General features: G+C 72.5%; 21 protein-coding genes. 8 read left to right on the top strand and 13 right to left on the bottom strand.

Going from position 1 to position 23,482, the window contains the following annotated elements; genetic code table 11:
- Positions 1–63: 63 nt before the first annotated feature.
- Positions 64–504 (bottom strand): OsmC family protein, encoded by a 441-nt coding sequence (locus EOT10_RS05475; protein ID WP_127826908.1) that lies wholly within the window; start codon positions 502–504, stop codon positions 64–66.
- A gap of 154 nt (positions 505–658) precedes the next feature.
- Positions 659–1,132, bottom strand: a complete 474-nt coding sequence (locus tag EOT10_RS05470; RefSeq protein ID WP_127826907.1) for a cupin domain-containing protein — start codon at positions 1,130–1,132, stop codon at positions 659–661.
- A 156-nt stretch (positions 1,133–1,288) separates the two neighbouring features.
- On the opposite strand from EOT10_RS05470, the gene EOT10_RS05465 reads away from it, so the two are divergent.
- Positions 1,289–2,038 carry a Clp protease N-terminal domain-containing protein gene (locus EOT10_RS05465; RefSeq protein ID WP_127826906.1) on the top strand — a complete coding sequence of 250 codons (750 nt, stop codon included), beginning with the start codon at positions 1,289–1,291 and terminating at the stop codon, positions 2,036–2,038.
- A 103-nt stretch (positions 2,039–2,141) separates the two neighbouring features.
- Positions 2,142–3,770: a phosphoglucomutase (alpha-D-glucose-1,6-bisphosphate-dependent) gene (gene pgm, locus EOT10_RS05460; RefSeq protein ID WP_127826905.1), complete on the top strand. Its 1,629-nt coding sequence runs from the start codon at positions 2,142–2,144 to the stop codon at positions 3,768–3,770.
- 90 nt (positions 3,771–3,860) lie between these two features.
- Here the strand turns inward: pgm and EOT10_RS05455 are convergent, their stop codons facing one another.
- On the bottom strand, positions 3,861–4,550 hold the full coding sequence (locus tag EOT10_RS05455) for a phosphonatase-like hydrolase (protein WP_127826904.1): 690 nt from the start codon (positions 4,548–4,550) through the stop codon (positions 3,861–3,863).
- On the bottom strand, positions 4,543–5,316 hold the full coding sequence (locus tag EOT10_RS05450) for a GntR family transcriptional regulator (protein WP_127826903.1): 774 nt from the start codon (positions 5,314–5,316) through the stop codon (positions 4,543–4,545). Before EOT10_RS05450 ends, EOT10_RS05455 begins: the two co-directional genes overlap by 8 nt.
- 188 nt (positions 5,317–5,504) lie before the next feature.
- Here EOT10_RS05450 and EOT10_RS05445 point away from each other — a divergent pair, with 188 nt between their 5' ends.
- Positions 5,505–6,689 (top strand): TIGR03364 family FAD-dependent oxidoreductase, encoded by a 1,185-nt coding sequence (locus EOT10_RS05445; protein ID WP_127826902.1) that lies wholly within the window; start codon positions 5,505–5,507, stop codon positions 6,687–6,689.
- 73 nt (positions 6,690–6,762) lie between these two features.
- Here the strand turns inward: EOT10_RS05445 and EOT10_RS05440 are convergent, their stop codons facing one another.
- A complete protein-coding gene (locus tag EOT10_RS05440) occupies positions 6,763–9,954 on the bottom strand; it encodes a bifunctional cytochrome P450/NADPH--P450 reductase (protein ID WP_127826901.1) in 3,192 nt (1,063 codons plus the stop codon).
- A gap of 160 nt (positions 9,955–10,114) precedes the next feature.
- Here EOT10_RS05440 and EOT10_RS05435 point away from each other — a divergent pair, with 160 nt between their 5' ends.
- The gene (locus EOT10_RS05435; protein ID WP_127826900.1) at positions 10,115–10,744 is read left to right on the top strand and encodes a PAS domain-containing protein; all 630 of its coding nucleotides are present in this window, start codon (positions 10,115–10,117) and stop codon (positions 10,742–10,744) included.
- A 24-nt stretch (positions 10,745–10,768) separates the two neighbouring features.
- Here the strand turns inward: EOT10_RS05435 and EOT10_RS05430 are convergent, their stop codons facing one another.
- Together EOT10_RS05430 and EOT10_RS05425 are read right to left on the bottom strand one after the other, a co-directional pair.
- The gene (locus EOT10_RS05430; RefSeq protein ID WP_127826899.1) at positions 10,769–11,311 is read right to left on the bottom strand and encodes an SRPBCC family protein; all 543 of its coding nucleotides are present in this window, start codon (positions 11,309–11,311) and stop codon (positions 10,769–10,771) included.
- Between the two features lie 5 nt (positions 11,312–11,316).
- A complete protein-coding gene (locus tag EOT10_RS05425; protein WP_127826898.1) occupies positions 11,317–11,655 on the bottom strand; it encodes an ArsR/SmtB family transcription factor in 339 nt (112 codons plus the stop codon).
- 198 nt (positions 11,656–11,853) lie between these two features.
- Here EOT10_RS05425 and EOT10_RS05420 point away from each other — a divergent pair, with 198 nt between their 5' ends.
- From EOT10_RS05420 to EOT10_RS05410, 3 genes are all read left to right on the top strand, one after another.
- Positions 11,854–13,026, top strand: a complete 1,173-nt coding sequence (locus EOT10_RS05420; RefSeq protein WP_127826897.1) for a dihydrofolate reductase family protein — start codon at positions 11,854–11,856, stop codon at positions 13,024–13,026.
- A gap of 76 nt (positions 13,027–13,102) precedes the next feature.
- Positions 13,103–13,543, top strand: coding sequence for an SPW repeat protein (locus tag EOT10_RS05415; protein ID WP_127826896.1), 441 nt, complete (start codon positions 13,103–13,105; stop codon positions 13,541–13,543).
- Positions 13,544–13,794: 251 nt separating this feature from the next.
- A complete protein-coding gene (locus EOT10_RS05410; RefSeq protein WP_127827320.1) occupies positions 13,795–14,841 on the top strand; it encodes a PHP domain-containing protein in 1,047 nt (348 codons plus the stop codon).
- Positions 14,842–14,862: 21 nt separating this feature from the next.
- Here EOT10_RS05410 and EOT10_RS05405 read toward each other — a convergent pair whose 3' ends face one another.
- Positions 14,863–15,687 (bottom strand): putative protein N(5)-glutamine methyltransferase, encoded by an 825-nt coding sequence (locus EOT10_RS05405; RefSeq protein ID WP_127826895.1) that lies wholly within the window; start codon positions 15,685–15,687, stop codon positions 14,863–14,865.
- A 351-nt stretch (positions 15,688–16,038) separates the two neighbouring features.
- Here EOT10_RS05405 and EOT10_RS05400 point away from each other — a divergent pair, with 351 nt between their 5' ends.
- Entirely contained in the window at positions 16,039–16,878 is an 840-nt protein-coding gene (locus EOT10_RS05400; RefSeq protein ID WP_127826894.1) for a slipin family protein, read from the top strand.
- Between the two features lie 15 nt (positions 16,879–16,893).
- On the opposite strand, the gene EOT10_RS05395 is transcribed toward EOT10_RS05400, so the two are convergent.
- Genes EOT10_RS05395 through benA form a run of 5 tightly spaced genes read right to left on the bottom strand, consistent with a single transcriptional unit; the run spans position 16,894 to position 23,475 of the window.
- Positions 16,894–19,668 carry a helix-turn-helix transcriptional regulator gene (locus tag EOT10_RS05395; protein WP_127826893.1) on the bottom strand — a complete coding sequence of 925 codons (2,775 nt, stop codon included), beginning with the start codon at positions 19,666–19,668 and terminating at the stop codon, positions 16,894–16,896.
- A 44-nt stretch (positions 19,669–19,712) separates the two neighbouring features.
- Positions 19,713–20,498, bottom strand: a complete 786-nt coding sequence (locus tag EOT10_RS05390; RefSeq protein WP_127826892.1) for a 1,6-dihydroxycyclohexa-2,4-diene-1-carboxylate dehydrogenase — start codon at positions 20,496–20,498, stop codon at positions 19,713–19,715.
- A complete protein-coding gene (benC, locus tag EOT10_RS05385) occupies positions 20,498–21,547 on the bottom strand; it encodes a benzoate 1,2-dioxygenase electron transfer component BenC (protein ID WP_223280818.1) in 1,050 nt (349 codons plus the stop codon). Before benC ends, EOT10_RS05390 begins: the two co-directional genes overlap by 1 nt.
- A gap of 45 nt (positions 21,548–21,592) precedes the next feature.
- Positions 21,593–22,114, bottom strand: coding sequence for a benzoate 1,2-dioxygenase small subunit (benB, locus tag EOT10_RS05380; protein WP_127826891.1), 522 nt, complete (start codon positions 22,112–22,114; stop codon positions 21,593–21,595).
- Positions 22,111–23,475: a benzoate 1,2-dioxygenase large subunit gene (gene benA / locus EOT10_RS05375; protein ID WP_127826890.1), complete on the bottom strand. Its 1,365-nt coding sequence runs from the start codon at positions 23,473–23,475 to the stop codon at positions 22,111–22,113. Before benA ends, benB begins: the two co-directional genes overlap by 4 nt.
- Positions 23,476–23,482: the final 7 nt, after the last annotated feature.

Below are 23,482 nucleotides of genomic sequence, written 5' to 3'. Positions count from 1 at the left end.
CCAGCGCGTGCCGCTCAGCCGCCATGAACCGCCCAGCATGAACCGCTCAGCCCGCCATGACGGTCAGCCCGCCATGAAGACGAGCGTGCCGTCGGGGAGCCTCGCCTCGATGCGGGCGCCGTGCTCCACGGTCCGGCTGACGGTGCAGTACTTCTCGTGGGTCAGGCGCACTCCGCGGGCGAACGCGTCGGCGGCGTGTTCGTCGCCCTCGGGCAGCTCCAGTTCGTAGCTGACGCGGATCGCGCCGACACGGCCGTCGTCCTCGGGGCGCGACACGGACTCCACGACGATGCGCAGTCCGTCGTGCTCGACGGTGCGGGCCGTGCGGTCGGTGACGAGGCCGCCGCAGCCGCCGACGGCGGCGAGGAGCAGCTCGACGGGCGTGAACGACGGCTGCACGTCGGGGTCTTCGGCAGCGCCGATCCGGACCTCGGCGCCGCGGTCGTTGCGCGCGGTCCAGTCGCGGAAGCCGTTGCGGACGGTCTCGATGCGGTATTCGGCCATGTCGGGTGGTTCTCCCTCGCTGCGGTCGCCCGGTCCTGCTCGTCCCCGGTCCTGCTCATCCCCGGCACCGTACGGGCGCGGAGGTGCGGGGCGGCGCAGGCCCGACCGTCCGGCGGGGACGAACGCCCGCTCGGTCGCGTCGGGGAGTGCCCCGTCAGGCGGTGGGCAGCCGTCCGCCGCAGCGGCCGCAGAAGGACGCCGACGGATCCTCGGAGACCCGGTCGCAGGCGGGGCAGATCCGGCCGAGCAGGCAGGCCGGTTCGCCGCCCTCGCGGGCCTGGGTGCGTCCGATGGTGAGGCCGGGGCGCCTGCGGTGGGCGGTGAGGTAGGCAAGGCCGCCGGGGCCTGCCGTCACGGAGCGCCGCTCGCCGCGGGGCACGAAGACGAGCGCTCCGGGCGCCAGTTCCTCCTCGTCGCCGGCGTGGTGGAGCGTCCCGCTTCCCTCCACGACGACGAGCAGGACGTCCAGATCGGGCTCGACGTGCTCGGTGACACCGGCGCCCGAGGGCAGTCTGACGAGGTTCGCGTCGAGCTGCCGCGCCGCTCCGTCGAGCTTCCAGAGGGCTCCCGTCCGGGACGCTTCCGCCGTACGCAGTACGGCCTCCAGTGACACTCGGGCGGCCGGCATGTCTGTCCCCTTCAGCGGTCGGTGCGTCGCGAAGTCCGTCATGAACTCCTCGGCAACTCCTCACCCTACGACGGGCGGACGGCCTCGCTCCGCGCCGGGAAACATTACTGTCAACCGACAGTTGACACCCTCCCACTGTCAACCTAGGGTTGTCACATGACGGAATCCACGGAACCGGCAGGCCTGACCCTGCCCGTACGTCTCGACGACCTCATCGCAGGCATCAAGAAGGCCCACACCCAGCCCCTGGAGCAGTTGCAGGACGCCGTGATCGCGGCGGATCACCTCGGTGACATCGCCGACCATCTGATCGGTCACTTCGTCGACCAGGCCCGCCGCTCGGGCGCCTCCTGGACCGAGATCGGCTCCAGCATGGGGGTCACCCGCCAGGCCGCCCAGAAGCGGTTCGTCGCCAAGGGCGCCGAGAGCGACATCGACCCGAGCCAGGGCTTCAGCCGCTACACGCCCCGCGCCCGCAACGTGGTGGTGGCGTCGCAGAACGAGGCCCGCTCCGCGAACAGCGCGCAGATCGGCACCGTCCATCTGGTGCTCGGCCTGCTGCACGAGCCGGAGGGCCTCGCCGCCAAAGCGATCCTCGCGCAGCACGTGTCGCTCGACGCCGTCCGCCAGGCCGCGATGTCGGGTCTGCCGCCCGCGGCCGAGGACATGCCGGCCCTGGTGCCGTTCGACGCGGCGGCGAAGAAGACCCTGGAGCTCACGTTCCGCGAGGCCCTGCGGCTCGGCCACAACTACATCGGCACCGAGCACATCCTGCTGGCGCTCCTGGAGCAGGAGAACGGGACGGGTGTGCTGGCGGAGCTCGGCATCGACAAGGAGGCGACCGAGGCGTACATCGCGGACACACTGGCCGCGATCATCAAGGAGCAGGCGAAGAACCCGTCCTGACGTCGCGTCGGCCGGCCGGGGGTACGGGACGATTCCCCCGGCCGGCCCTCGGGACACCACCGCGGTCCTGCGTCGCGCGGGGCCCGGATGGGAGACTGCCCCCATGACTGAGCGCGCAGGAACCCAGGCCCGGCCGGAGGATCTCGTCGACGTCGACGCACTCGTCGACGCGTACTTCACCAAGGTCCCCGATATGGACCGCCCCGAGCAACGCGTCGTGTTCGGTACGAGCGGGCACCGGGGCTCCAGCCTGGACGGCGCGTTCAACGAGCGGCACATCGCGGCCATCACGCAGGCCATCGTCGAGTACCGCACGGCGGAGGGCATCACGGGCCCGCTGTTCATCGGGCCCGACACCCACGCCCTCTCGCGCCCCGCGCTCGACACGGCACTCGGCGTCCTCACGGCGAACGGTGTACGTGTTCTCGCCGACGTCCACGACAGCTACGTTCCGACCCCGGCGCTCAGCCACGCCATCCTGCGCTGGAACAGCACCGTGTCCGACGGGCAGGGCCAGGCGGACGGCATCGTCATCACGCCGAGCCACAACCCGCCTCGCGACGGCGGCTTCAAGTACAACCCGCCGCACGGCGGCCCCGCCGACTCCACGGCGACCTCCTGGATCGCCCGCCGTGCCAACGAACTGCTCGCGGACGGGAACCGGGGGGTGCGCACCACGAAGGACGTGGCTCCGGAGACGTACGACTTCCTCGAGCGGTACGTGGAGGAGCTGAGCAGTGTCATCGACACCGACGCCATCAGGGAGTCGGGCCTGCGCATCGGTGCCGACCCGCTCGGCGGGGCGAGTGTGCACTACTGGGCGCGGATCGCCGAGGTGTACGGGCTCGATCTGACCGTGGTCAATCCGGAGGTCGATCCGACCTGGCGGTTCATGACGCTCGACTGGGACGGCAAGATCCGGATGGATCCCTCGTCGGCGCCCGCGATGGCGTCCGTGCTCGCGAAGCGGCACGACTTCGACCTGCTCACCGGGAACGACGCGGACGCCGACCGGCACGGCATCGTCACACCGGACGCCGGGCTCATGAACCCGAACCACTATCTCGCCGTCGCGATCCACTACCTGTGCACGCACCGCACCGGCTGGCGGTCCGACGCCGCGATCGGCAAGACGCTGGTGTCGAGCGCCGTCATCGACCGTGTCGTCGCCTCGCTCGGCCGCGAGCTGCTCGAAGTCCCCGTCGGGTTCAAGTGGTTCGTGCCGGGACTCGTCGACGGATCGGTCGCGTTCGGCGGCGAGGAGAGCGCGGGGGCGAGCTTCGTCCGCAAGGACGGCGGCGTGTGGACGACCGACAAGGACGGCATCCTGCTCGCCCTGCTCGCGGCCGAGATCACGGCGGTGACCGGGAAGACCCCGTCGGTGTACTACGCCGAACTCGCCGCGGAGCACGGCTCGTCGTCGTACGCGCGCGTGGACGCGAAGGCGACCAAGGCGCAGAAGGCGCGCCTTGCGCAGCTCGGCGGGGACGCGATCACCGCGGAGACCCTCGCGGGCGAATTCATCACGGGGCGGCTGAGCCACGCGCCGGGCAACGGCGCGGCGATCGGCGGTGTGAAGGTCACGGCGGAGAACGCCTGGTTCGCGGCACGGCCGAGCGGCACGGAGGACGTGTACAAGATCTACGCCGAGTCGTTCCGCGGCCCCGACCATCTCGCCCGGGTGCAGACCGAGGCACAGTCGATCGTGGACGCGGCGCTGGCGGAGGACTGAGGATCACGTGATCAAGTGAGAGGCGGTGCGTGGGGTCTCGGCCCCACACACCGCCTCTCAGCCTCTCAGCCTCTCAGCAGATACCCCCGCCTACTCGGCGGTCGCGGTCTCCGCGAGGTCCGGCACCTGGGCGACGCTGTCCAGCACGTAGGTGTGCGGCTCCCCTTCGAGCGCCGTGCGCGGGAGCTGGCCCGTGAGGACGCCCACCACGACCCCCGCGCCCGCGTGGTGTCCCGCCTGGAGGTCGACCGCGGTGTCACCGGCGACGAGCACCTTGCGGACGTCCACGACGCCGGCCTTCTCCATGGCCCGGTGGATCATGTACGGGGCGGGGCGGCCGCGCACCACCTCGTCGGAGGTGACGACCGCGTCGAGGTTCCCGCCCTCGCCCGTGGACCAGCCGAGCGAGGCGAGCAGCGGCAGGGCGACGTCGTCGCTGAAGCCGGTGGTGAGGGCGACCTTGATGCCCCGGGCGCGCAGCACGGCGAGGGCCTTGTCCGCCTCGGCGATCGGCTCGGGCGGGACCTCCTCGTAGCGCTTCTTCAGGAACGCGCGGAACTCGCCGTACTGGCGCTCGACGAGGTCGGCGTCGGGGGTGCCGCCGCCGAGGCGCACCAGGGCGTCGATGGCCTCGCGCTTGTCCGTGCCCATCCAGGTCTGCAGGTCGTGCGGGTCGACGGTCGCCCCGGTCGACTCGACGGCGTGGCGCAGCGCCTCGTACACGGCGCCGTGTTCGTCGATGGTGGTGCCGGCCATGTCGAAGACGGCGAGTTCAATCACTGTGGTGCTCCATGTCCGTGCGGTACCGGCCGACGACGGTGCGTCCCTCGGCGGTGTTCTCGATGGTGAAGTTGGCGAGCGTGGGCAGATAGCGGTCGTCGGCGTACTCCAGCGGCACGTTGTCCCGCGAGAACGCCAACCGCCTTACGCGCAGCAGCGGTTCGCCGGGTTCGACGCCGAGGAGCGCGGAGTCCTGGGGGTCGGCGGCGATGGCGTCGATGGTGTGGCGGGCGTGGTGCAGGTCGACGTCGCGGGCGCACAGGGCCTCGTATATCGAGCCCGCGTCCGGGTCGATGTCGAAGAGGTGGCGGCCGACGTGGAGCACGAAGGTGGAGCGCTCGACCATGACCGGCACGCCGTCCAGATGGCGCAGCCGGATCAGGTCGACCACCGGTTCGCCCTCGTCGAGGCCGAGCCGGGCGGCGGCCTCGGGCGAGGCCCGGCGGCGGGCCACCTCGACAGTGAGCTGCCCCGGTTCACGGCCGATGGACCTGGCCCACTGGGTGAACGACATCAGGGACTCGAAGGGCTGCGACGGGGCGGCCCTGCGGGCGACGGGCGGCTTGCCGCGCCCGCCCACGAGATGCCCCTCCGACCGCAGGATCGACAGGGCCTGCCTGACCGGACCGCGGGAGGTCCCGAACTCCTCGCAGAGCTGGGCCTCGCTCGGTACCGGCTCACCCTCCGGCCACTCACCGGACTCGATGCGTCGAAGGAACTCGGCGCCGAGCTGCTCGTGGAGCGGCGCACCCTTACTTGTCTTCACAAGACGACTATCGCAGCTCAGGCGCCCTTTTCTCAAGCCCGGCGAGGCGACGTGCGGGTGACCATCCGGGGTCGTTCGGGGTCGTCGGGGGCTGTTCGGGGCCGTTCAGGGGCACGGAAGGTAAACAGACGGGAAACTTGTACACACAAGTCTTGCCCTGGCGCTCGGCGCCTCGCACGCTGCACACCATGAGCTTCTCTACAGCACCTTCCTCCGCTCCCTCGCCCGCCGCCGTCCTGCCCGGCGGCCGCAGCGACCTGGTGATCGTCGGTGCCGGGATCGTCGGCCTCGCCCACGCCTTCGAGGCCGCCCGGCGCGGCCTGACCGTGACGGTCGTCGAGCGTGACTGGCAGCCCGTGGGGGCCTCGGTCCGCAACTTCGGCCACTGCTGCATCACGGCACAGCGCGACGACCTGCTGGAACTCGCCTACCGTTCGCGGGCGGGATGGCTCGAGGCCGCGAAGAGCTCGGGACTGTGGGCCCGGGAGGCCGGCGCCCTCGTGGTGGCCAGGTCGGCCACCGAGCTGGCGGTCCTCGAGGAGCTGCGTGAGGAGCGCGGGGCCGACACGGTCCAGCTGCGGACCCGCGAGGAGGTCGCTGGCACACTCGGCCGGGACGCCGACGGCGGCGACATCGTGGGCGGCGCGTTCCTCCCCGATGATCTCCGCGTCAACCCGCGCGAGGCCGCCCCGGACCTGGCCGCGTGGCTGTCCATACAACCTGGCGTCACCGTGGTGTGGGGCACGAACGTGACCGGCGTCGAGGAAGGCACCGTCCACACCAGCCGGGGCCCGGTCCACGGCGACCGGATCCTCGTCTGCGTGGGCCACGACCTGGACCGCCTGTACCCCACGGCGGCGGACGAACACGGCATCGAGCGCTGTCGGCTGACGATGGCCCGCGTCACGGCGCCGGACGCCTTCCGCACCGACGCGGCGATCCTCACCGCGACGTCCATGCTGCGCTACGACGCCTTCACGGCCACGCCCGCGGCGACCCGTCTGCGCGAGGAAGTGACCGGCCACAGCCCCGAGTTGCTCGACGTCGTGGCGAACGTCATGTTCACCCGCCTGCCCGACGGCACGGTCCTCGTCGGCGACTCCCACTTCTACGGCCGGACCGAGACCCCCTTCGTGGACGAACCGACGTCGCGGCTGCTCCTCGCCGCGACGGCCGACGTCCTCGGCGCCGGCGAGCTGCACGTGACGGAACGCTGGCAGGGCGTCTACGCGAGCAGTGCCCGCGGCCCGCTCCTGGTCCGTGACATGGCGCCCGGCGTCCGGGCGATCTCGGTCACCTCGGGCATCGGCATGACGCTCTCCTTCGGCCTCGCCGCCGCCACGTTCGACGAGTCGCTGGCCGCGACGGCCTGAGAAGCACCCTCGTGAGAAGAGGGGCCGCGCGCCGCGGAACGTCCGGCGGCGCGCGGCCCTGTCACCACAGCGGTCAGCCCGCGTAGACGTCCTCCACGTACCGCCCGTCAGCGACCAGGCCGGCCAGCCAGGCCTCCGCCTCCTCGTCGCCCGCACCTGGCGTCCGGTCACGGAACAGGGCGCGGAACGCGTCGCGTACGCCGGGTGCCATCCGGGCCCCGTCACCGCAGACGTACACGCGCGCCCCGGCCGCGAGCAGGGCCCACAGCTCGTCGGCTTCGGCGGCCACCCGGTGCTGGACGAAGGCGTGGCCCGCGTCGGGCGCCTCGCTGAAGACGGGGCGCAGGGAGACCGCGCCGGCGGTCTCGGCGGCCCGCAGCTCCTCGGCGTGCAGGAAGTCGCGCTCGGGGTGGTCGCAGCCGAAGTAGCACAAGGCGGGGGCGAGCGGGGTGCCCGCGGCGAGCAGAGCCGTGCGGTCGGCGACGACGCCACGGAACGGCGCGAGGCCCGTCCCCGCGGCGATCATCACGACCGGGGTCTTTGTGTCGTGCGGGACGCGGAAGACCTCGCGGCACGGCTGGACGCGTGCGAGCACCGTGTCCCTGGGTCGCAGGCCCGCGAGGTGTGCCGAGCCGGTGCCGCGGAAACGGCCGCGGCCGGAGCGGGCCGGGGTGTCGAGGACGGACACCATGAGGTCGGCGTGCGCGGGGCTGCCCGCGGCGCTCGACGAGATCGAGTAGTGGCGGGGCCGCAGGGGCGGCAGCAGGTCCAGGAGCTGCGGCCAGGTCAGGGCGCCGCGCAGCGCCGGGTGGTCCTCGACCAGTTCCACGAGGGTGCGCGGGTCGTCGGCGAGGGCTCGCAGCGCGGCCTGCTCGGGCGGGCAGGGGTTCGCGTCGGCGAGCAGGGCGACCTGCTCGCGGGTGGGAACGTGCCCCAACTCGACGTGCTGCGTGAGGAGTTCACGGACCGTCAGCGGCCGGTCGACGGCGAGTCCGTCGCGACGCGGACGCCGTGCCCTGATGTCGAGGACGGCGTCGGGGTCGACTCCGAACGCCTCCGCCGCCCGTGCGACGAGCGCCGGGTCCTGCGCGGGCAGGACGGTCAGGTGGTCGCCCGTCCGGTAGGTGACGCCGTCGGGCAGCGCGAGACGCACGAAGCGCTTGATGCGGGGGTGGTCGGGCGCCGTGAGGGAGCGGGCCTCGGTGACGGTGAACGGGACGAGCCCGTGCCGGGCGGCCGCCGCGTCGAGGGGCCCGCCGGCGATCTCCCGGATCTCGTACGCGTCTTCGTCGTCCGAGGCGTCCGAGGCGTCCGCCGCGCCGGCCGGAGCGGCGTCGGGGTCCCCGTACTGGGTGAGGAGCGCGGCGCGCAGGCGGGTCGTGAAGGTGCGGACGGTCGCGTTGAGGTCGCCGGAGGCGTCGGCGGCGGCGCGCTCGCACAGGCGGCTGCCGCCGAGGGCGTCGAGCCGTTCGTCGATGCGGGTCGGGACGTGCTGGTAGGTGGCGGCCCAGTTGCGGTCGCCGACGCCGAGCACCGCGTACGTGACGTCGTGCGCGGCGCCTTCCTGTGCACCGTCGAGCCAGGCGGCGAACTCGGCGGCGTCGTCGGTGGGGCGGCCGTTGTAGGAGGCGGCGACCACGACGACGGGACGGTCGGTGGGCAGGGCTCCGGCCTGGGTGTCGAGCGGTGCGACGGACGTGTCGCAGCCGAGCGCGGCGGCGTCGTCGGCGAGCTGCTCGGCGAGGCCGCGGCAGGTCCCGTAGTTGCTGCCGTGCAGGAACAGGACGCCAGTGCCGGGCCGTACCCGGGTGGGCAGCGTGTCGGGGGCGGTGGCCCGCTCCCGGGTGGCGGGCACATGGCCGGGCAGCGGGGGGTGGTTCCGGTCCGCGGCGGTGCGCGGGACGAGGGTGAGGGTGAATCCCTCGGGCTTGAGGGTCAGGGTCTCCTTGACGTTCAGCTGGTAGTCGGCGTGGTCGACGAGCCGGTAGCGGTGTGCGAGGAGGGCGAGCAGCATCGTGGCCTCGTGGAGCGCGAACTGCCGCCCGATACAGGCGCGTTCACCGGTGCCGAACGGCTTGAAGGCGTGCGGCGAGCGCGCGGCCTCCGCCTCGGGCGTGAACCGCGAGGGGTCGAAGAGTTCCGGGTTGTCGCCCCACACGGGCTGCCGGTGCAGCATCGGCGCGAGGACGGTGACGGCCTGTCCGGCGCGCAGCGGGATGCGTCCGCCGAGGAGCGTGTCCTCGCGGGGGTGACGGCTGAACGCGGCCGCGGTCGGCCAGAGTCGCAGGGCCTCGTTCAGGACCTGCCGCGTGTAGGTGAGCCGGCCGACCTCGTCGAAGGTGGGCTCGGGGTCGCCCGCGTCCCCGAAGAGGGCGTCGGCCTCGCGGCGTACGAGGTCGAGGACGGCCGGGTGCTTGGCCAGGTAGTACAGGGCGAAGGACATCGCGCCGGAGGTGGTCTCGTGGCCCGCGATGAGGAAGGTGATGACCTGGTTGCGGATGTTCGCCGTGTCGAGAGCGGTGCCGTCCTGGGGGTGGCGGGCGGTGAGCATGAGGCCGAGCAGGTCGTCGCCGCCGGGGGCGTCGGCGCGCGCCGCGACGACGTCGTCGACGACCTGGGCGAGATAGTCCGCGTCGGCGCGGAACGCGGCGTCGGCGGCCGAGTAGTCACCGCCGGGCGTCCGCGCCATGCGCTTCATCGACCATTCCAGGCAGCGCACCATGGACTCGACGAAGGGGTGCGGATCGGAGCGCTCGAAGGACCCGAAGTCGTAGCCGAATCCGGCGAGTCCGATGGTGTCGAGGGTCATCCGCGTCATGTCGCCGGGTACGTCCACGGGGGTGCCCGAGCGGGCGGCGCGGTCCCAGGACTCGATGACGCGGCGGGACACCTGGTACATCACGGGGTGGTAGGTCCGCATGGAGCCCAGGGCGAAGGCGGGCATGAGGATGTCGTGGGCGCGGGCCCAGTTGGGCTCGTCGTTGTAGGCCGTGAAGAGGCCGTCGGCGGCGAAGGCGCGGACGTTCTCCAGGGCGGGCCCCACGTGCTTGGCGAACCGGGTCTCGTCGGCGAGTTCGGTGACGAGGTCGAGGTCGCTGACGAAGAGGGCGTCACGGCCGTGCAGCCTGCGCACGAACGCGGGGCCGTGGCGGCGGGACAGCTCCATGGCCTGCTGGAGGGGCGCGGGTCCTGGACCCGTCGCGGAGATGTCGACGAGCGGAAGGCCGTCGGTGGGGGCCGGCGGGAGCAGCGCGGAGTCGGGCATGGGGGGGCAACTGCCTTTCGCGGTACGGAGTTCGCTGTCTCCCCAGCTTGGTGCCGTGGCCCCGCCGGGCCGGGCCATCGCACTACATGATTGTGTAGTGACCTGCGGCGCGCCTCGCTTGCGCTCGCCGGCCGGACGTGACGTGGGGACGGGAGACCTGATGGACGGGGTGCTGTGGCGCAACCGCGCGATGCTGCTCTTCGACCGGATCCCGATGCCGGTCGCGGTGTGCGGACCGCGCGGGACGATCATGCTGGCGAACGCGGCGATGGCCGCCGAGTGCGGCACCACCCCCGGCCGTCTGAAGGGCCGGAACATCATGGACCTGTTCCGCCCGGGGGACGCGTCGCAGCTCCACCGGATCGCCGAGGCGCTGCGGCTGCGGCGCCGCTCCCGCTACGAGGTCTCGGTGACCTGGCGGACGCCCGACGGGGCGCTGCGCGAGGGCGAGCTGACCGTGGATCCGGTCAGTGACACCGTCGAGCGGACGCCGGATCTGCTGGTCATGCTGCGGATCGTGGGCGAGCACCGGGCGACGGCACCCGACGGCCCCCGGGCGACGGCCGGCCCGGCCGAGTCACGCATCCTGGAGCTGCTCGCCGCCGGTGCCACCACCGCGCAGGCGGCCCGGGAGACGGGCCTGACCACGGACGGCGTCAACTACCACCTCCGGCGCCTGTCCCACCGGTGGGGCGCCACGAACCGTACGGAACTGGTCGCGCGCGCCTACGCGTCGGGCGTGCTGGCGCCTGGGGTGTGGCCGCCGCGCGTCGCCGTACCCGGGGATTGACTCATTGCGTACCGCCGGCCTGCGTCAGGCCTCATCCATGCCCGGGACCCGGGCGCCCGAGGGGACACCTGCCGCGAGATAGGCCTCGTAGTGCGTCTTCCACCGATCGGACGCCCCGGTGTCCGGGCCGGTGAGGGGCCGGCCGCGGTCGGCCGCGTCCAGGGCGTCGAGGCAGACCTCCCAGCCCGCGGCGTTGCGCGCAGCGGTGTCGGCGGCCTCCAGGACGTTGGTCAGCGTGAAGCGGGTGCGGCCCTCGCCGAGCGCCTCCAGGTCGAAGCGGAGTTCGTCGCCGCCCCAGGAGAAGGAGAGGTGCCGTGGGGCGTCGACGGCGATGACCCGGCCCGTCGACTCCGGCGTGTTCGGGTCGCTGTAGAAGCGGATCGCGCCGTCGGGCCGCAGGTCGATCTCGACCTTGGAGGGGAACCAGTGGGCGAGTTCGCCGGGATCGGTGACGTACCGCCAGACGTGCTCGATCGGGTGGTCGTAGGTGCGGGTGAAGCGGACGGCGGGGCGGCCGTCGTCGAGCGGGGCGTAGGTGCCGGTGGCTGCGTCGTGCGGGGTGGTCATGGCGTTCAGTCCTTCGCTGGTTCGTCGTCCTCGCGGGCGTGCGCGTCCAGGCGGCGCCCGAGTGCGTCGAGGCGGTCGTTCCACAGGCGCCGGTAGGGCTCCAGCCAGGCGTCGAGCTCGGCGACGGGTGCGGGGTCGAGCCGGTACACGCGGCGCTGGGCCTCCTGTTCGACGCGGACCAGGCCCGCCTCGCGCAGTACCCGCAGATGCTTCGACGTGCCGGGCTGGCTCAGGCCGCACGCGTCGACGATCTCACCGACGGGCCGCGGGCGCTCGAGCAGCAGCGCGACGATGGCGCGGCGGTGCGGATCGGCGAGCGCGGTCCATACGGCGGGGGCGGGCATGAGTCCAATATGCCTCGTGGGTTATATGCCGGTCAAGGAATGCGAGGATGCCGTGCCGGGGAGGCGTGAGAGCTCTTGCCGGGATTGCGAGGGCTCTTGCCCGGGATCATGTGGCGGCCGGTCGCGGCTAGGGTTCATTCGGAACCCAGGGTTCATTCGGAACCGAACCACTGCCCGCGCCCCCGGACCGGAGCCGCCATGTCCCGCCCGTCCCGCCCCTACGTCCTCCTGTCGGCGGCCGTCTCGCTCGACGGCTGCCTCGACGACACGGGGCCCGAGCGGCTGCTCCTGTCCAACGCCGAGGACTTCGACCGGGTCGACGTGGTGCGCGCCTCGTGCGACGCGATCCTCGTGGGCGCGGGCACGCTGCGGGCCGACCGGCCACGACTGCTCGTCAGGTCGGAGCAGCGGCGCGCCGACCGGGTCGCCGCCGGCCTGTCCGCGGATCCGCTGAAGGTGGCGGTGACCGCGTCGGGGGACCTGGACGGGGGCGACCCGTTCTGGACGACGGGCGGCGACAAAGTCGTCTACACGACCGACGCCGGCGCAGCGCTCGCCCGGGAACGGCTCGGCCCGCTCGCCGAGGTGGTCGCGCTCGGACCGGCGGTCGAGTGGACGTCCGTACTGCACGACCTCGCGTCGGCGCGGGGCGTGCGGCGGCTGATGGTGGAGGGAGGCGCCCGGGTGCACACGCAGCTGCTCCAGCGCGGGCTCGCCGACGAGCTGCAGCTCGCGGTGGCGCCCCTCGTGGTGGGCGAACCGGACGCCCCGCGGCTCTTCGGCCCCGGCGCGTACCCCGGCGGGGTCCGGCACCGGATGCGACTCCTGGAGACCCGACCGGTCGGCGACGTGGTCCTCATGCGGTACGCGCCCCGCGCACCCGGCACGGACGACTCCCCCACGGCCGCCGACCGGCACTGGCTCGCCCTGGCCTGCACGCTCGCCGCGGACTGTCCGCCGTCCGACACGGCGTTCAGCGTCGGCGCGGTGATCGTCGCGGGCGACGGTACGGAGCTGGCCCGCGGCCACTCCCGCGAGGGCGGCGACCCCGTGGTGCACGCGGAGGAGGCGGCGCTCGCGAAGATCGACCCGGCGGATCCCCGGCTGCGGACCGCCACCGTCTACAGCAGCCTCGAACCGTGTGCCCGCCGTGCGTCCCGCCCGAGGCCCTGCGCGCGGCTCATCCTCGACTCCGGCGCACGGCGCGTGGTGACGGCCTGGCGCGAGCCCGACACCTTCGTGGCGGGAGCCGACGGCATCGGGATCCTGGAGGGCGCCGGAGTGGCCGTCGCGGAGATCGAGGACCTCGCCGACGAGGCGATTCGCCCCAATCGGCACCTCATTGCCCCCACAGCTACACATAAGGATTAAATAAGCGCAGAATGAGAGTGCGTGGCAGCGCGCCGCGCAACGCGGTCAGACTTCGAAACCTAAGGAGTCGATTCTCATGGCCGACGTGTCACACCAAGGGCCTGACCTCGCCAGTCACCCCGATGTCTCTGAAATGCGGGACCGGTACGCGCGCGTACTCGGTGGCCGCGATGTGGCGCTCATGGACGCACCGGTCTTCCTGATCGGTCTCTACTGCGCCATCTCTCCCTGGACGGTCCACTTCAGCGCCAGCCAGCCCGAGCTCGCGACCCACAACCTCATCATGGGCATCGCGATCGGCGTCCTGGCCGTCGGGTTCGCCGTCACCCCGACCCGTATGTACGGCCTCAGCTGGGCCATGTGCGCGATGGGTGTCTGGCTGATCATCGCGCCGTGGATCGTGGGGTCCAGCCCCGACAAGGGAGTCATCCTCAACAACGTGATCCTCGGTGGTCTCACCGTCCTGCTCGGTGCCCTGTGCGCGGGCCTGTCGATGAAGAACAGCCGGGCGACGTAACAGACACGGCCGTCCCCGAGGAGTCGGCACACCCAACGGAATCTGGAGTCTCTGACGGCCCGGGAGCGCTCACACCGCTCCCGGGCCGTCGACGTTCCCGCGTGCCGTCGGCGTCCACGCATGCTGCCGGCGCTTCCGCATGTCGCGGCGTCCGCGCGGGTGAGCGACGCTGGGGGGAGCCGCGCCCGGCTGGGAAAGTCGCGCGGGCCACGGCTGTGGAGGCGGCTCAGGAGGTGGCTCAGAAGGTGGCGATGGAACCCGTGGAGGCGCTGGAGCGGGTCGCGTTCCTGCTGGAGCGCACGCTGGCGCCCCCGTACCGCGCAGGTGCCTTCCGTACCGCCGCGCAGGTTCTCGGCGCGCTGCCCGACGGCGAGGTGGCCGAGCGGGCCGCCGCCGGGACGCTGGAATCCCTCAAGGGGGTCGGGCCCAAGACGGCTCAGGTGGTGCGCGAGGCGCTGGCGGGCGAGGTGCCGGCCTATCTCGAACACCTGGAGAGCGAGGGCGCCGCGGCCCCGCTCGCCGAGGGCGGTGAGCGCCTTCGCGCGCTGCTGCGCGGTGACTGCCATCTGCACTCCGACTGGTCGGACGGCGGCAGTCCCGTCGAGGAGATGGGCCGCGCGGCGATCGCCCTCGGCCATGAGTGGGCGGTGCTGACCGACCACTCGCCCCGGCTCACGGTGGCCCGCGGCCTGTCGCCGGAGCGGCTGCGCGAGCAACTGGCGGTGGTGGCCGAACTGAACGCGCGCTGGGCCCCGTTCCGGCTGCTCACCGGCATCGAGTGCGACATCCTCGCCGACGGGTCGCTCGACCAGGAGCCCGAACTCCTCGACGAGCTCGACCTGGTCGTCGTGTCGGTGCACTCCAAACTGCGCATGGACGCGCCGGCGATGACGCGGCGGATGGTGGCCGCCGTCAGCAACCCGCTCGCCGATGTCCTCGGGCACTGCACGGGACGGCTCCTGACGGCTCGGGGAGGGGGACCGGGCCGGGGCCGCCCCGAGTCGCAGTTCGACGCGGAAGCCGTGTTCGCGGCGTGTGCCGCGTCGGGGACCGCCGTCGAGATCAACAGCCGCCCCGAACGGCGCGATCCGCCCCGCCGGCTGCTGCGCGAGGCGGTGGCGGCGGGGACGCTGTTCGCCGTGGACACGGACGCGCACGCGCCGGGCCAGCTCGACTGGCAGGACATCGGCTGCGCCCGCGCCGAGGAGTGCGGTGTACCGGCCGACCGCGTGGTGAACACCTGGTCGGCCGGCACGCTCCTCGACTGGACCCGGAACCGGCGAGTGCCCCGCCCCTGAAGCCAGCGGGTGTCCCTGAAACTAGCGGGTGTCTTGAAGCTGGCGAGCGTCCTTCTTCGTGCCGATGACGACGGTGGCGTACAGGTCGTCGTCCGTCACCACCCGGGCCGCGAGGCCGCCGCGGACGACGGCCACGACGGCTTCGTCGGCCTGGCGTTCGCTGGTCTCGACGAAGAGGTGCCCGCCGGGCGCGAGCCATTCGCCGGCCCCGGCGGCGACGCGCCGCATGATGTCGAGCCCGTCGGCGCCCCCGTCGAGGGCCATGCGCCGCTCGTGGTCTCGGGCCTCCGGTGGGAGCAGGGCGACGTCGCCCGTGGGGACGTACGGGCCGTTGGCGGCGAGGATGTCGACGCGGCCCCTGAGCGTGGCGGGCAGGGGCGCGTACAGGTCGCCCTCGTGGACCCGGCCGCCGAACGGTGACACGTTGCGGCGTGCGCAGCGCACGGCCGCGGGGTCGAGGTCGGCGGCGTGGAGTTCGGCGGGGTCGGCGTGGCCGGCGAGCGCGGCGGCGACCGCGCCGCTGCCGCAGCACAGATCGAGGACGACGGCGGCCGGCGGGGCGAGCGCCACGGCCTGCCGGGCGAGGAACTCGGTGCGGCGTCTCGGGACGAAGACGCCGGGTTCGAGCGTGATGCGCAGTCCGCAGAACTCGGCCCAGCCGACGACGTGTTCGAGGGGCAGTCCGTCGACGCGGCGCGCGACCATCGCGGCGAGTTCGTCCGGTGTGCGGGCCGTCGAGACGAGGATGTCCGCCTCTTCCTCGGCGAAGACACAGCCTGCGGCGCGCAGCGTGGAGACGACGGCGGGGTGGGACGGGGGCGACGAGGGTGACGGGTGAACCGACATAGGTGAAGCGTGACCTTTCGGGATGCCGCTGGGGCTCCCGACCTGCGGCACACCTATGACCGGTGGAACGCCCGGGTCTGCGAGGGGAGCACCCGACCTGACACAGCGGTAATGGGTCTCACCTCCTCGGCCGAAGCGCTGCTGGGAGCGGTAACACTACCTCAGCCCGAAGCCGTCCTCCGGCGGGTAGTTGGGACCGGTCGGCACACCGCACTCGCACCCGCCTCCGACCCCCTCTTGACATGTGGTGACAACCGGATCACTTTGGGTTGCAGGCCCCTCATCGCCAAGATTTCGGGCATATCGTGGATTACGAACACTGGCTGGACGACCGGACGTGAGGTGTTCGTCATGATGGCGGAACTTGTCACGGCGGCGGTCGCGGCCGCGTCGGCCTGCGCCGTCTACGCCGCCGCGGCGGCCCGCGTCGTCAAGCAGTACGAGCGAGGCGTGGTCTTCCGTCTGGGCCGGGTGTACGGCACCATCCGCGGGCCGGGGTTCACCACCGTCATCCCCATGATCGACCGACTGTACAAGGTCAACATGCAGATCGTGACGATGCCGGTGCCCGCGCAGGACGGCATCACCCGGGACAACGTGACGGTGCGGGTCGACGCCGTCATCTACTTCAAGGTCGTCGACGCGGTGAACGCGCTCGTGCAGGTCGAGGACTACCGCTTCGCCGTCTCGCAGATGGCGCAGACGTCGCTGCGGTCCATCATCGGCAAGAGCGATCTCGACGACCTGCTCTCCAACCGCGAGAAGCTCAACCAGGGCCTGGAGCTGATGATCGACAGCCCCGCCATCGGCTGGGGTGTGCAGATCGACCGGGTCGAGATCAAGGACGTGTCCCTGCCCGAGACCATGAAGCGCTCCATGGCGCGGCAGGCCGAGGCGGACCGGGAGCGGCGCGCCCGCGTCATCAACGCGGACGCCGAACTCCAGGCCTCCAAGAAGCTCGCCGAGGCGGCCAAGCAGATGTCGGAGCAGCCCGCGGCACTCCAACTGAGGCTTCTGCAGACCGTGGTGGCCGTCGCCGCCGAGAAGAACTCCACCCTCGTCCTGCCCTTCCCGGTGGAACTCCTGCGCTTCCTGGAGCGGGCCCAGCAGGCCGGCCCGCCGTCCACCCCGCCTGCGTCACCACCACCGCCCGCCGTCGAGGAGGGCACGCACGACGACACCGGGGAGTGACCCGGTGACGCGGGGTCAGTCCCGGGACAGCGCGGCCAGTTCGCTGCGCGAGCGGATCCCGAGCTTCGTGTAGATGTGCGTCAGGTGGTACTGGACGGTCTTCACGGAGATGAACAGCTCCGCCGCCGTCTCCTGGTTGCTGAGCCCGCCCGCGACGAGCCGGGCCACCGCCTGCTCCTGCGCCGTGAGCCGGTCCTGTGAACCGGGTTCCGCCCTGCGGGAGTTGAGGCCGCCGGCGTGCAGCTCGCGGTCGCAGCGGGCGACGTACGTGTGGGCACCGAGCTGCGCGTAGCCGTCGCGCGCCCTGCGCAGCACGGCGTCCGCCTCGCGCCGCTTCCCGGCCCTGCGCAGCGTCTGCCCGTACGCGTAGCTCACGCGGGCCGTGTCGTAGGGCAGAGGCAGCGGGGCGAGATGGGCGAGGGCTTCCTCGAAGTGGGCGCGGGCCGCGCCGATGTCACCGTCGGTTCCGGCGACGCGGCCGCGCGCGAGACCGAGGCGGGCCTGGGTGGAGCGGTGGCCGCGGGCGGCGGCGAGTTCCTCGTGGGGGCGCAGGAACGCGTCGGCGTCGGAGGCCCGGCCCACCATGACGAGGGCGTTGGCGTAGATGTCCTGCCAGGGCCAGAAGCCGGGTTCGTCGAGGCCTTCGCGGCGGTCGGCGCGGGCGACGGGGGCGAGTGCGTCCAGGACACGGTCGTAGGCGCCGCGGGCCTCGGCGACCTGGGCGGCGGCGAGGCACGCGGGGATGCGCATCGCCTCGTAGTGGTGCAGGCCCGCGGCGCGCCCGAGGTGCCGTTCGGCGGCGGGCCAGTCACCGCGCAGCGCGTTGATCTGGGCGCCGGTCCAGTGGACGAGCGGGCGCATGATCTCCATGCGGACCTCGGCGAGTTGGGCCGCCGCGCGTTCGACGGTCTCCAGCGCGTCGTCCCAGGCGCCCATCGTGAACTGGGTGCGGGCCAGCCAGCCCTGCGCCCACAGGGAGATCCGTACGGAGCCCATGCGGAACCCGGTGGGCACGGCCGCCTCCAGGCGCCGCAGGGCGGACTCCGGGGCGTCGAGCGCGGCGAGGTCGACCCAGCCCCGGCCCAGCTGGAAGCGCTGGATCTGGGCGCCGGTGGGGAGTTCGACGGCGGCGGCCTCGTAGACGGCGACGGCCTCCGCGGTGCGGCCCATGGCGGCGAGCCCGAGTCCGAGGACGGCTTCCGCCTCGATGCCGGAGGGGCTGTCGGCGGCGGCGAGGCCGAGGGCGCGGCGGGCCCAGGTGACGATGTCGGCCGGGTCCCAGCGGCCGAGGGCGTGCAGGACGCGCCGCTGGGAGATGACGCCCGCGAGGTCCGGCTCCCGGGCCGGGTCGCAGTGGTCCCAGGCCTGGGCGAGGAGCGTCTCGGCCTCCCCCGCACGGCCGCGCATGATGGCGAGGTAGCCGAGGACGGCGTCGCGCAGCGGGCGGGGCGGGAAGCTGCTCAGTTCCGGTGCGAACGTGGCGGCGTGGGCGACCTCGCCCGCGCCGACGAGCGCGTCCGTGGCGCGCAGCATGCGGTCCTGGCGCAGGGCGGACTCGGGAGTGAGGCGGCTCGCCTTGATGAGGGTGTCGGCCACGCTCGACCAGGCACCGGCCGCCGCCTCTTCGGCGGCGAACTCCTCCAGTTCGTCGGCGAGTTGGGCGTCCGCTACGGAGGCGGCGAAGATCCGGTGGCGCAGGGCGCGGCCCCGGTCGGCGACCAGGTGTGCCGCGCGGCGGTGGAGGTCGGTGCGGCGGGTGAGCGGCACGGCGTCGCGCACGGCCGCCCGCGTCAGGGGGTCGGGGAACGACAGCAGGGCCCGCCCCGGCCCCGCGCTGACGACGAGCAGCCCGGCGGCGCAGGCCTCGTCGAGGGCGGGGAGCGGCAGGGGGTGGGGGTGGGCCTGGGAGTCTTCCTCGCCCGGGGCCGCCTCCGCGCAGGGGCAGGCCAGCGCCCACGCCGTCTCCAGCGATGTGCCGTCGTCCAGGACACTGCTCGCCTCGACGAGGGTCCTGGCCTCGGGGCCGCACCGGTCGAGGCGGGTGCGTACGGCGGCGGCGAAGCGGGCCGGCGCGGGGAGTTCCGGCTGCCAGTCCTGCCAGGTCTTGGCGGGCAGTTCCCGCAGGAGGCGGCCGGTGTGCAGCGGGTTGCCGCCCGTGTGGGCGGCGAGGTGACGGGCGGCGGGCCGGGAGAGCGCGGTGCCGTGGGCCCGGGCCGCGAACGCGCGGAGGTCCTCGGCGTTCAGCGGGCCGACGGGCAGCACGTCGTCGCGGCAGCTCTCCCAGAAGTCCAGCGCCTCGGCCGTGAGGTCGCCGGGACGGTCGTCGACCGCCGCGAGCAGCACGAGGACGCGTTCGTCCGTCATGCGGCGCACGGCGGTGCGCAGGGCCTGGAGCGACTCGGTGTCGGCCCAGTGGGCGTCGTCCACGACGACGACCACCGGGTGCGAGTCGCGGGCGGACCGTGCCGCCCAGGTGGCGTGCAGCCGCTCGCCGGCGACGACCGCGGTGGCGTCAAGTTCCCCGGCGCACCGCGGGTCGAGCTGCCGGGCGACCCCGAGGGGTATCTCCGACTCCCAGCGCACCCCGCGTACCCGTACGACGTCCAGGTTCTCGCGGAGGGTGAGCGCGTGGTCGATCAGGGCCGTCTTGCCGATGCCGGACGGCCCGGTGACGGCGGCCAGGGCGGGGTGCCCGGTGGCGGCCGCGTCGAGGAGGCGGGTCAGCGCGGCCAGCTCGGCGGTGCGCCCGACGAGCGTGCCACCGCTGTCCCGCCCGGCCGTGTCGTCCATGCCCCCACCCTAATGACGGCGCCAAGAGCCTCGGCAACCCCAGGTCATCCCAGGTCACCGCCCGCGACGGGCAGGACGGTCCCGGTGATGTAGGACGCCTCGTCGGAGGCGAGGAACGTGATCGCGGCCGCCTGTTCGTCGAGGGTCCCGTAGCGCTTCATCAGGGAGGAGTCGACGGTCTGGTCGACGATCTGCGTGTACCAGGCCTTCTCCTGCGGGCTGTCCGCGCCGGGGCCGCGCGGGACGCGGCGTGCGGGCGCGTCGGTGCCGCCGGGGGCGGTGGCGACGACACGGATGCCGTACGGGGCCGCCTCCAGCGCGAGCGAGGCCGTGACGGCGTTGACGCCGCCCTTGGCCGCCGCGTACGGGACACGGTTGACACCGCGCGTGGCCACGGACGAGACGTTCACGATGGTGCCCGCTCGCTGGGCGATGAGCAGGGGCAGGACGGCGCGGCAGGTCCACAGCGTCGGCAGGAGCGAACGCCGCACCTCGGCGAGGATCTCGTCGGGTGCGTAGTGCTCGTAGGGCTTGGCCCAGATCGTGCCGCCGACGTTGTTGATCAGTACGTCGATCCGGCCGCCGAGCAGGCGGTGCGCCTCGGTGATCGCGTGCTCGGCGCCCGCGAACTCCTCCAGGTCGGCGGTGACGGCGTGCGCGCCTGCGAGGTCGGCGGCCACTTCGTGGACGAGGTCGGAGCGGTCGACGAGCGCGAGCGTGGCTCCCTCGGCGGCGAGCCTGCGGGCGACGGCGTGGCCGATGCCCTGGGCGGCGCCGGTGACGACGACGGTGCGGCCGCCGAACCGGTCGGGGTGGGGCGGCACGGTCATCACGCCGCCTCCGCCGTCACGACAGTCGTGGTGGCGGCCGTCGCGAACTTCTCGTAGTGGAAGCTCGCCGGGGTCACGCGGAGGGAGGCGATGTGCGCGCGCACGGCCTCGACCATCGCGGGCGGACCGCACAGGTACACGTCGGCGTCGCCGTCGTGGAGGGCCGCGGCGTCGATGAGCGAGGTGACGTATCCCTTGTTGCGGGCGGTGCTCGCGGGGTCGGCCACGCAGTGGTCGTAGGTGAAGCCGGGGATGACGCGCGCGTAGTCGTCGAGGGTGTCGAGGTGGACGAGGTCGGCGTCGGTGGTGACGCCGTACAGGAGGTGGAGGGGGTGTGCGGGCGGTTCCTGGGCGAGTTTCTCCAGCATGGAGAGCAGGGGTGCGAGGCCGGTGCCGCCGGCGAGGAGCAGGGCGGGGCGCTTCACGTCGCGCAGGAAGAAGCTGCCGATGGGGCCGGTGAGGTCGAGGCGGTCGCCGACGGCGGCCCGTTCGCGCAGGTACTCCGACATGGCGCCGCCGTCGGTGAGGCGCACGAGGAACGAGGCCTGCCGCCGGCTCGGCCCAGAGCTGAACGAGTACGAGCGGACCGACTCCGTACCGGGCACGGTGATGTTGACGTACTGGCCCGGCAGGAAGTCGAGTGCCGCGCGGTCGTCGACGTCGACGGTGAAGCCGACCGTCGTCGCCGAGTGGCGTTCGACGGCGGTGACGGTGGCGGTGTGGGTGCCGGGGCCCGTCTTGGCCGTCGCGGAGGTGGTGGGCAGGCGCAGGACGAGGTCGCTGCGTGGCGTCATCTGGCAGGGCAGCGCGTAGCCGAGCGCGGCCTCGTCGTCGGTGAGCGCCTCGTCGATGTAGTCACCGCCGTCGTAACTGCCGGACTCGCAGAGGACTTTGCACGTGCCGCACGCGCCGTCGCGGCAGTCGAGGGGGATGTTGATGCGGGCCTTGTACGAGGCGTCGGCCACGGTCTCGTCGGGGGCGCAGTCGACGAACCGGGTGATGCCGTCCTCGAAGCTCAGGGCGACCTGGAATGCCATGGTGATGCTCATTTCGGACAGGGGATCGGTGAGTGAGTGAACGGGGACCGGTCCGGCTCACACGTGGTAGATGTCGACGACGTGGTGCACGTAGTCGTTCTTGAGGACCACCTTCTTGCGGGTGATCAGGGGGGTCTCACCGGTGAAGTCGATGCGGTAGTACGAGGTGCCGAAGTACGTGTCGACGGTCTGGTAGCGGTAGTAGAGCGTGAACCAGTTGAAGCGGACGTCGGCCACGGCGCCGTGCTGGCCGGTGATCTCCACGTTGGTGATGTTGTGGCCGGTGCGCGGCTCGGGCAGGCTCGTGGCGCTGGAGCGGTCGGTGCGGATGCGGAAGACGCGGTCTTCCAGGCCGCCGCGGTTGGCGTAGTAGATCAGCGAGATCTCGCTGTGCGGGTCGCGGGTCAGCGCGTCGTCGTCGGCCCAGGCCGGCATCCAGTACTCGACGTCGGGGTGGTAGCAGTCGAGCCACTGCTCGAACTCGCGGTCGTCCAGGTGGCGGGCCTCGCGGTACAGGAACGGCACGACGTGGTCGAGGGTGACGGTCCTGGGCGTCTCGGTGCTCGTCGGGGTGCTCATGACGCGGCTCCGGTGTTCGTCTCGGCGTCGAGGGCGCGGCGCATGGTCTCCAGCCAGTAGCCGTGCTGGATGGGGTAGAGACCTTCGTCCTCGGTGCGCGAGCCGCTGGCGACCGGGTCGAGGCCGATGGCCTTGGCGTCCTCGTCGGGCCCGGTGATCTGGTGCACCGCGCCGCGGCTGAGGTCGTTCCAGGGCGCGGCGACCGCCTGGTACGTCTTCTGGCAGGAGCGGAACTCCTCCAGGTCGTCGGGGGTGGCCATGCCGGTGGCGTTGAAGAAGTCCTCGTACTGGCGGATGCGCTGGGCACGCGCCTGCGCCGACTCGCCCTTGGGCGCGATGCAGTAGATGGTGACCTCGGTCTTGTCGACGGACACGGGCCTCAAGTGCCGTATCTGGGAGCTGAACTGGTCCATCAGGTAGACGTTCGGGTAGAGGCACAGATTGCGGGAGACGCCGATCATCCAGTCGGCCTTGGCCTCGCCGAACTCGGCGACCAGTTCGTCGCGGCGCTCGTTCAGGGGCCGGTTGGCCGGGTCGAGCCACTTGGTCCACAGCAGCAGATGGCCGTGGGCGAAGGAGTAGAAGCCGCCGCGCTGCTTGGACCAGCCGCCGGCGTCCATGTTCTTCGTGTCGTTGCGGGACTCGCCCGAGGTGCGGCGCGCGGTGGTCGCCGCGTAGTTCCAGTGGGTCGCGGAGACGTGATAGCCGTCCGCGCCGTTCTCGGCCTGGAGCTTCCAGTTGCCGTCGAAGGTGTACGTCGACGATCCGCGCAGCACTTCGAGGCCCTGCGGTGACTGGTCGACGACCATGTCGATGACGGTGGCCGCGTCGCCGAGGTGCTCGGTGAGCGGCTTGACTCCGGCGTTGAGGCTGCCGAAGAGGAAGCCGCGGTAGCTCTCGAAGCGGGCGACCCTGGTCAGGTCGTGGGAGCCGTCGGTGTTGAACTGCTCCGGATAGCCCGCCCCGCGCGGGTCCTTCACCTTCAGCAGGCGCCCGGTGTTGCTGAACGTCCAGCCGTGGAAGGGGCACGTGAAGGTGGTCCGGTTGTCGGTCTTCCGGCGGCAGAGCATGGCGCCGCGGTGGGAGCACGCGTTGATGTGGGCGTGCAGTGCGCCCTGTTTGTCGCGGGAGATCACGACGGGCTGGCGACCGATGTACGTGGTGAAGTAATCGCCGGTTTCCGGAATCTGGCTCTCGTGGGCGAGATAGATCCAGTTGCCCTCGAAAATGTGCCTCATTTCCAGCTCGAAAAGCTCTTCGTCGGTGAAGACGGACCGGCGGACGCGGTACACACCGCGCTCCGGGTCCTCCTCGAGAGCCCCCTCTACGAGGGTGCGCGCATTGCTCCGGGCCTCGGCCATCGGCTAC

The organism is Streptomyces antnestii (assembly GCF_004005495.1).
GTDB lineage: Bacteria > Actinomycetota > Actinomycetes > Streptomycetales > Streptomycetaceae > Streptomyces > Streptomyces antnestii.
This window is presented reverse-complemented; position numbering and strand designations above follow the sequence as displayed.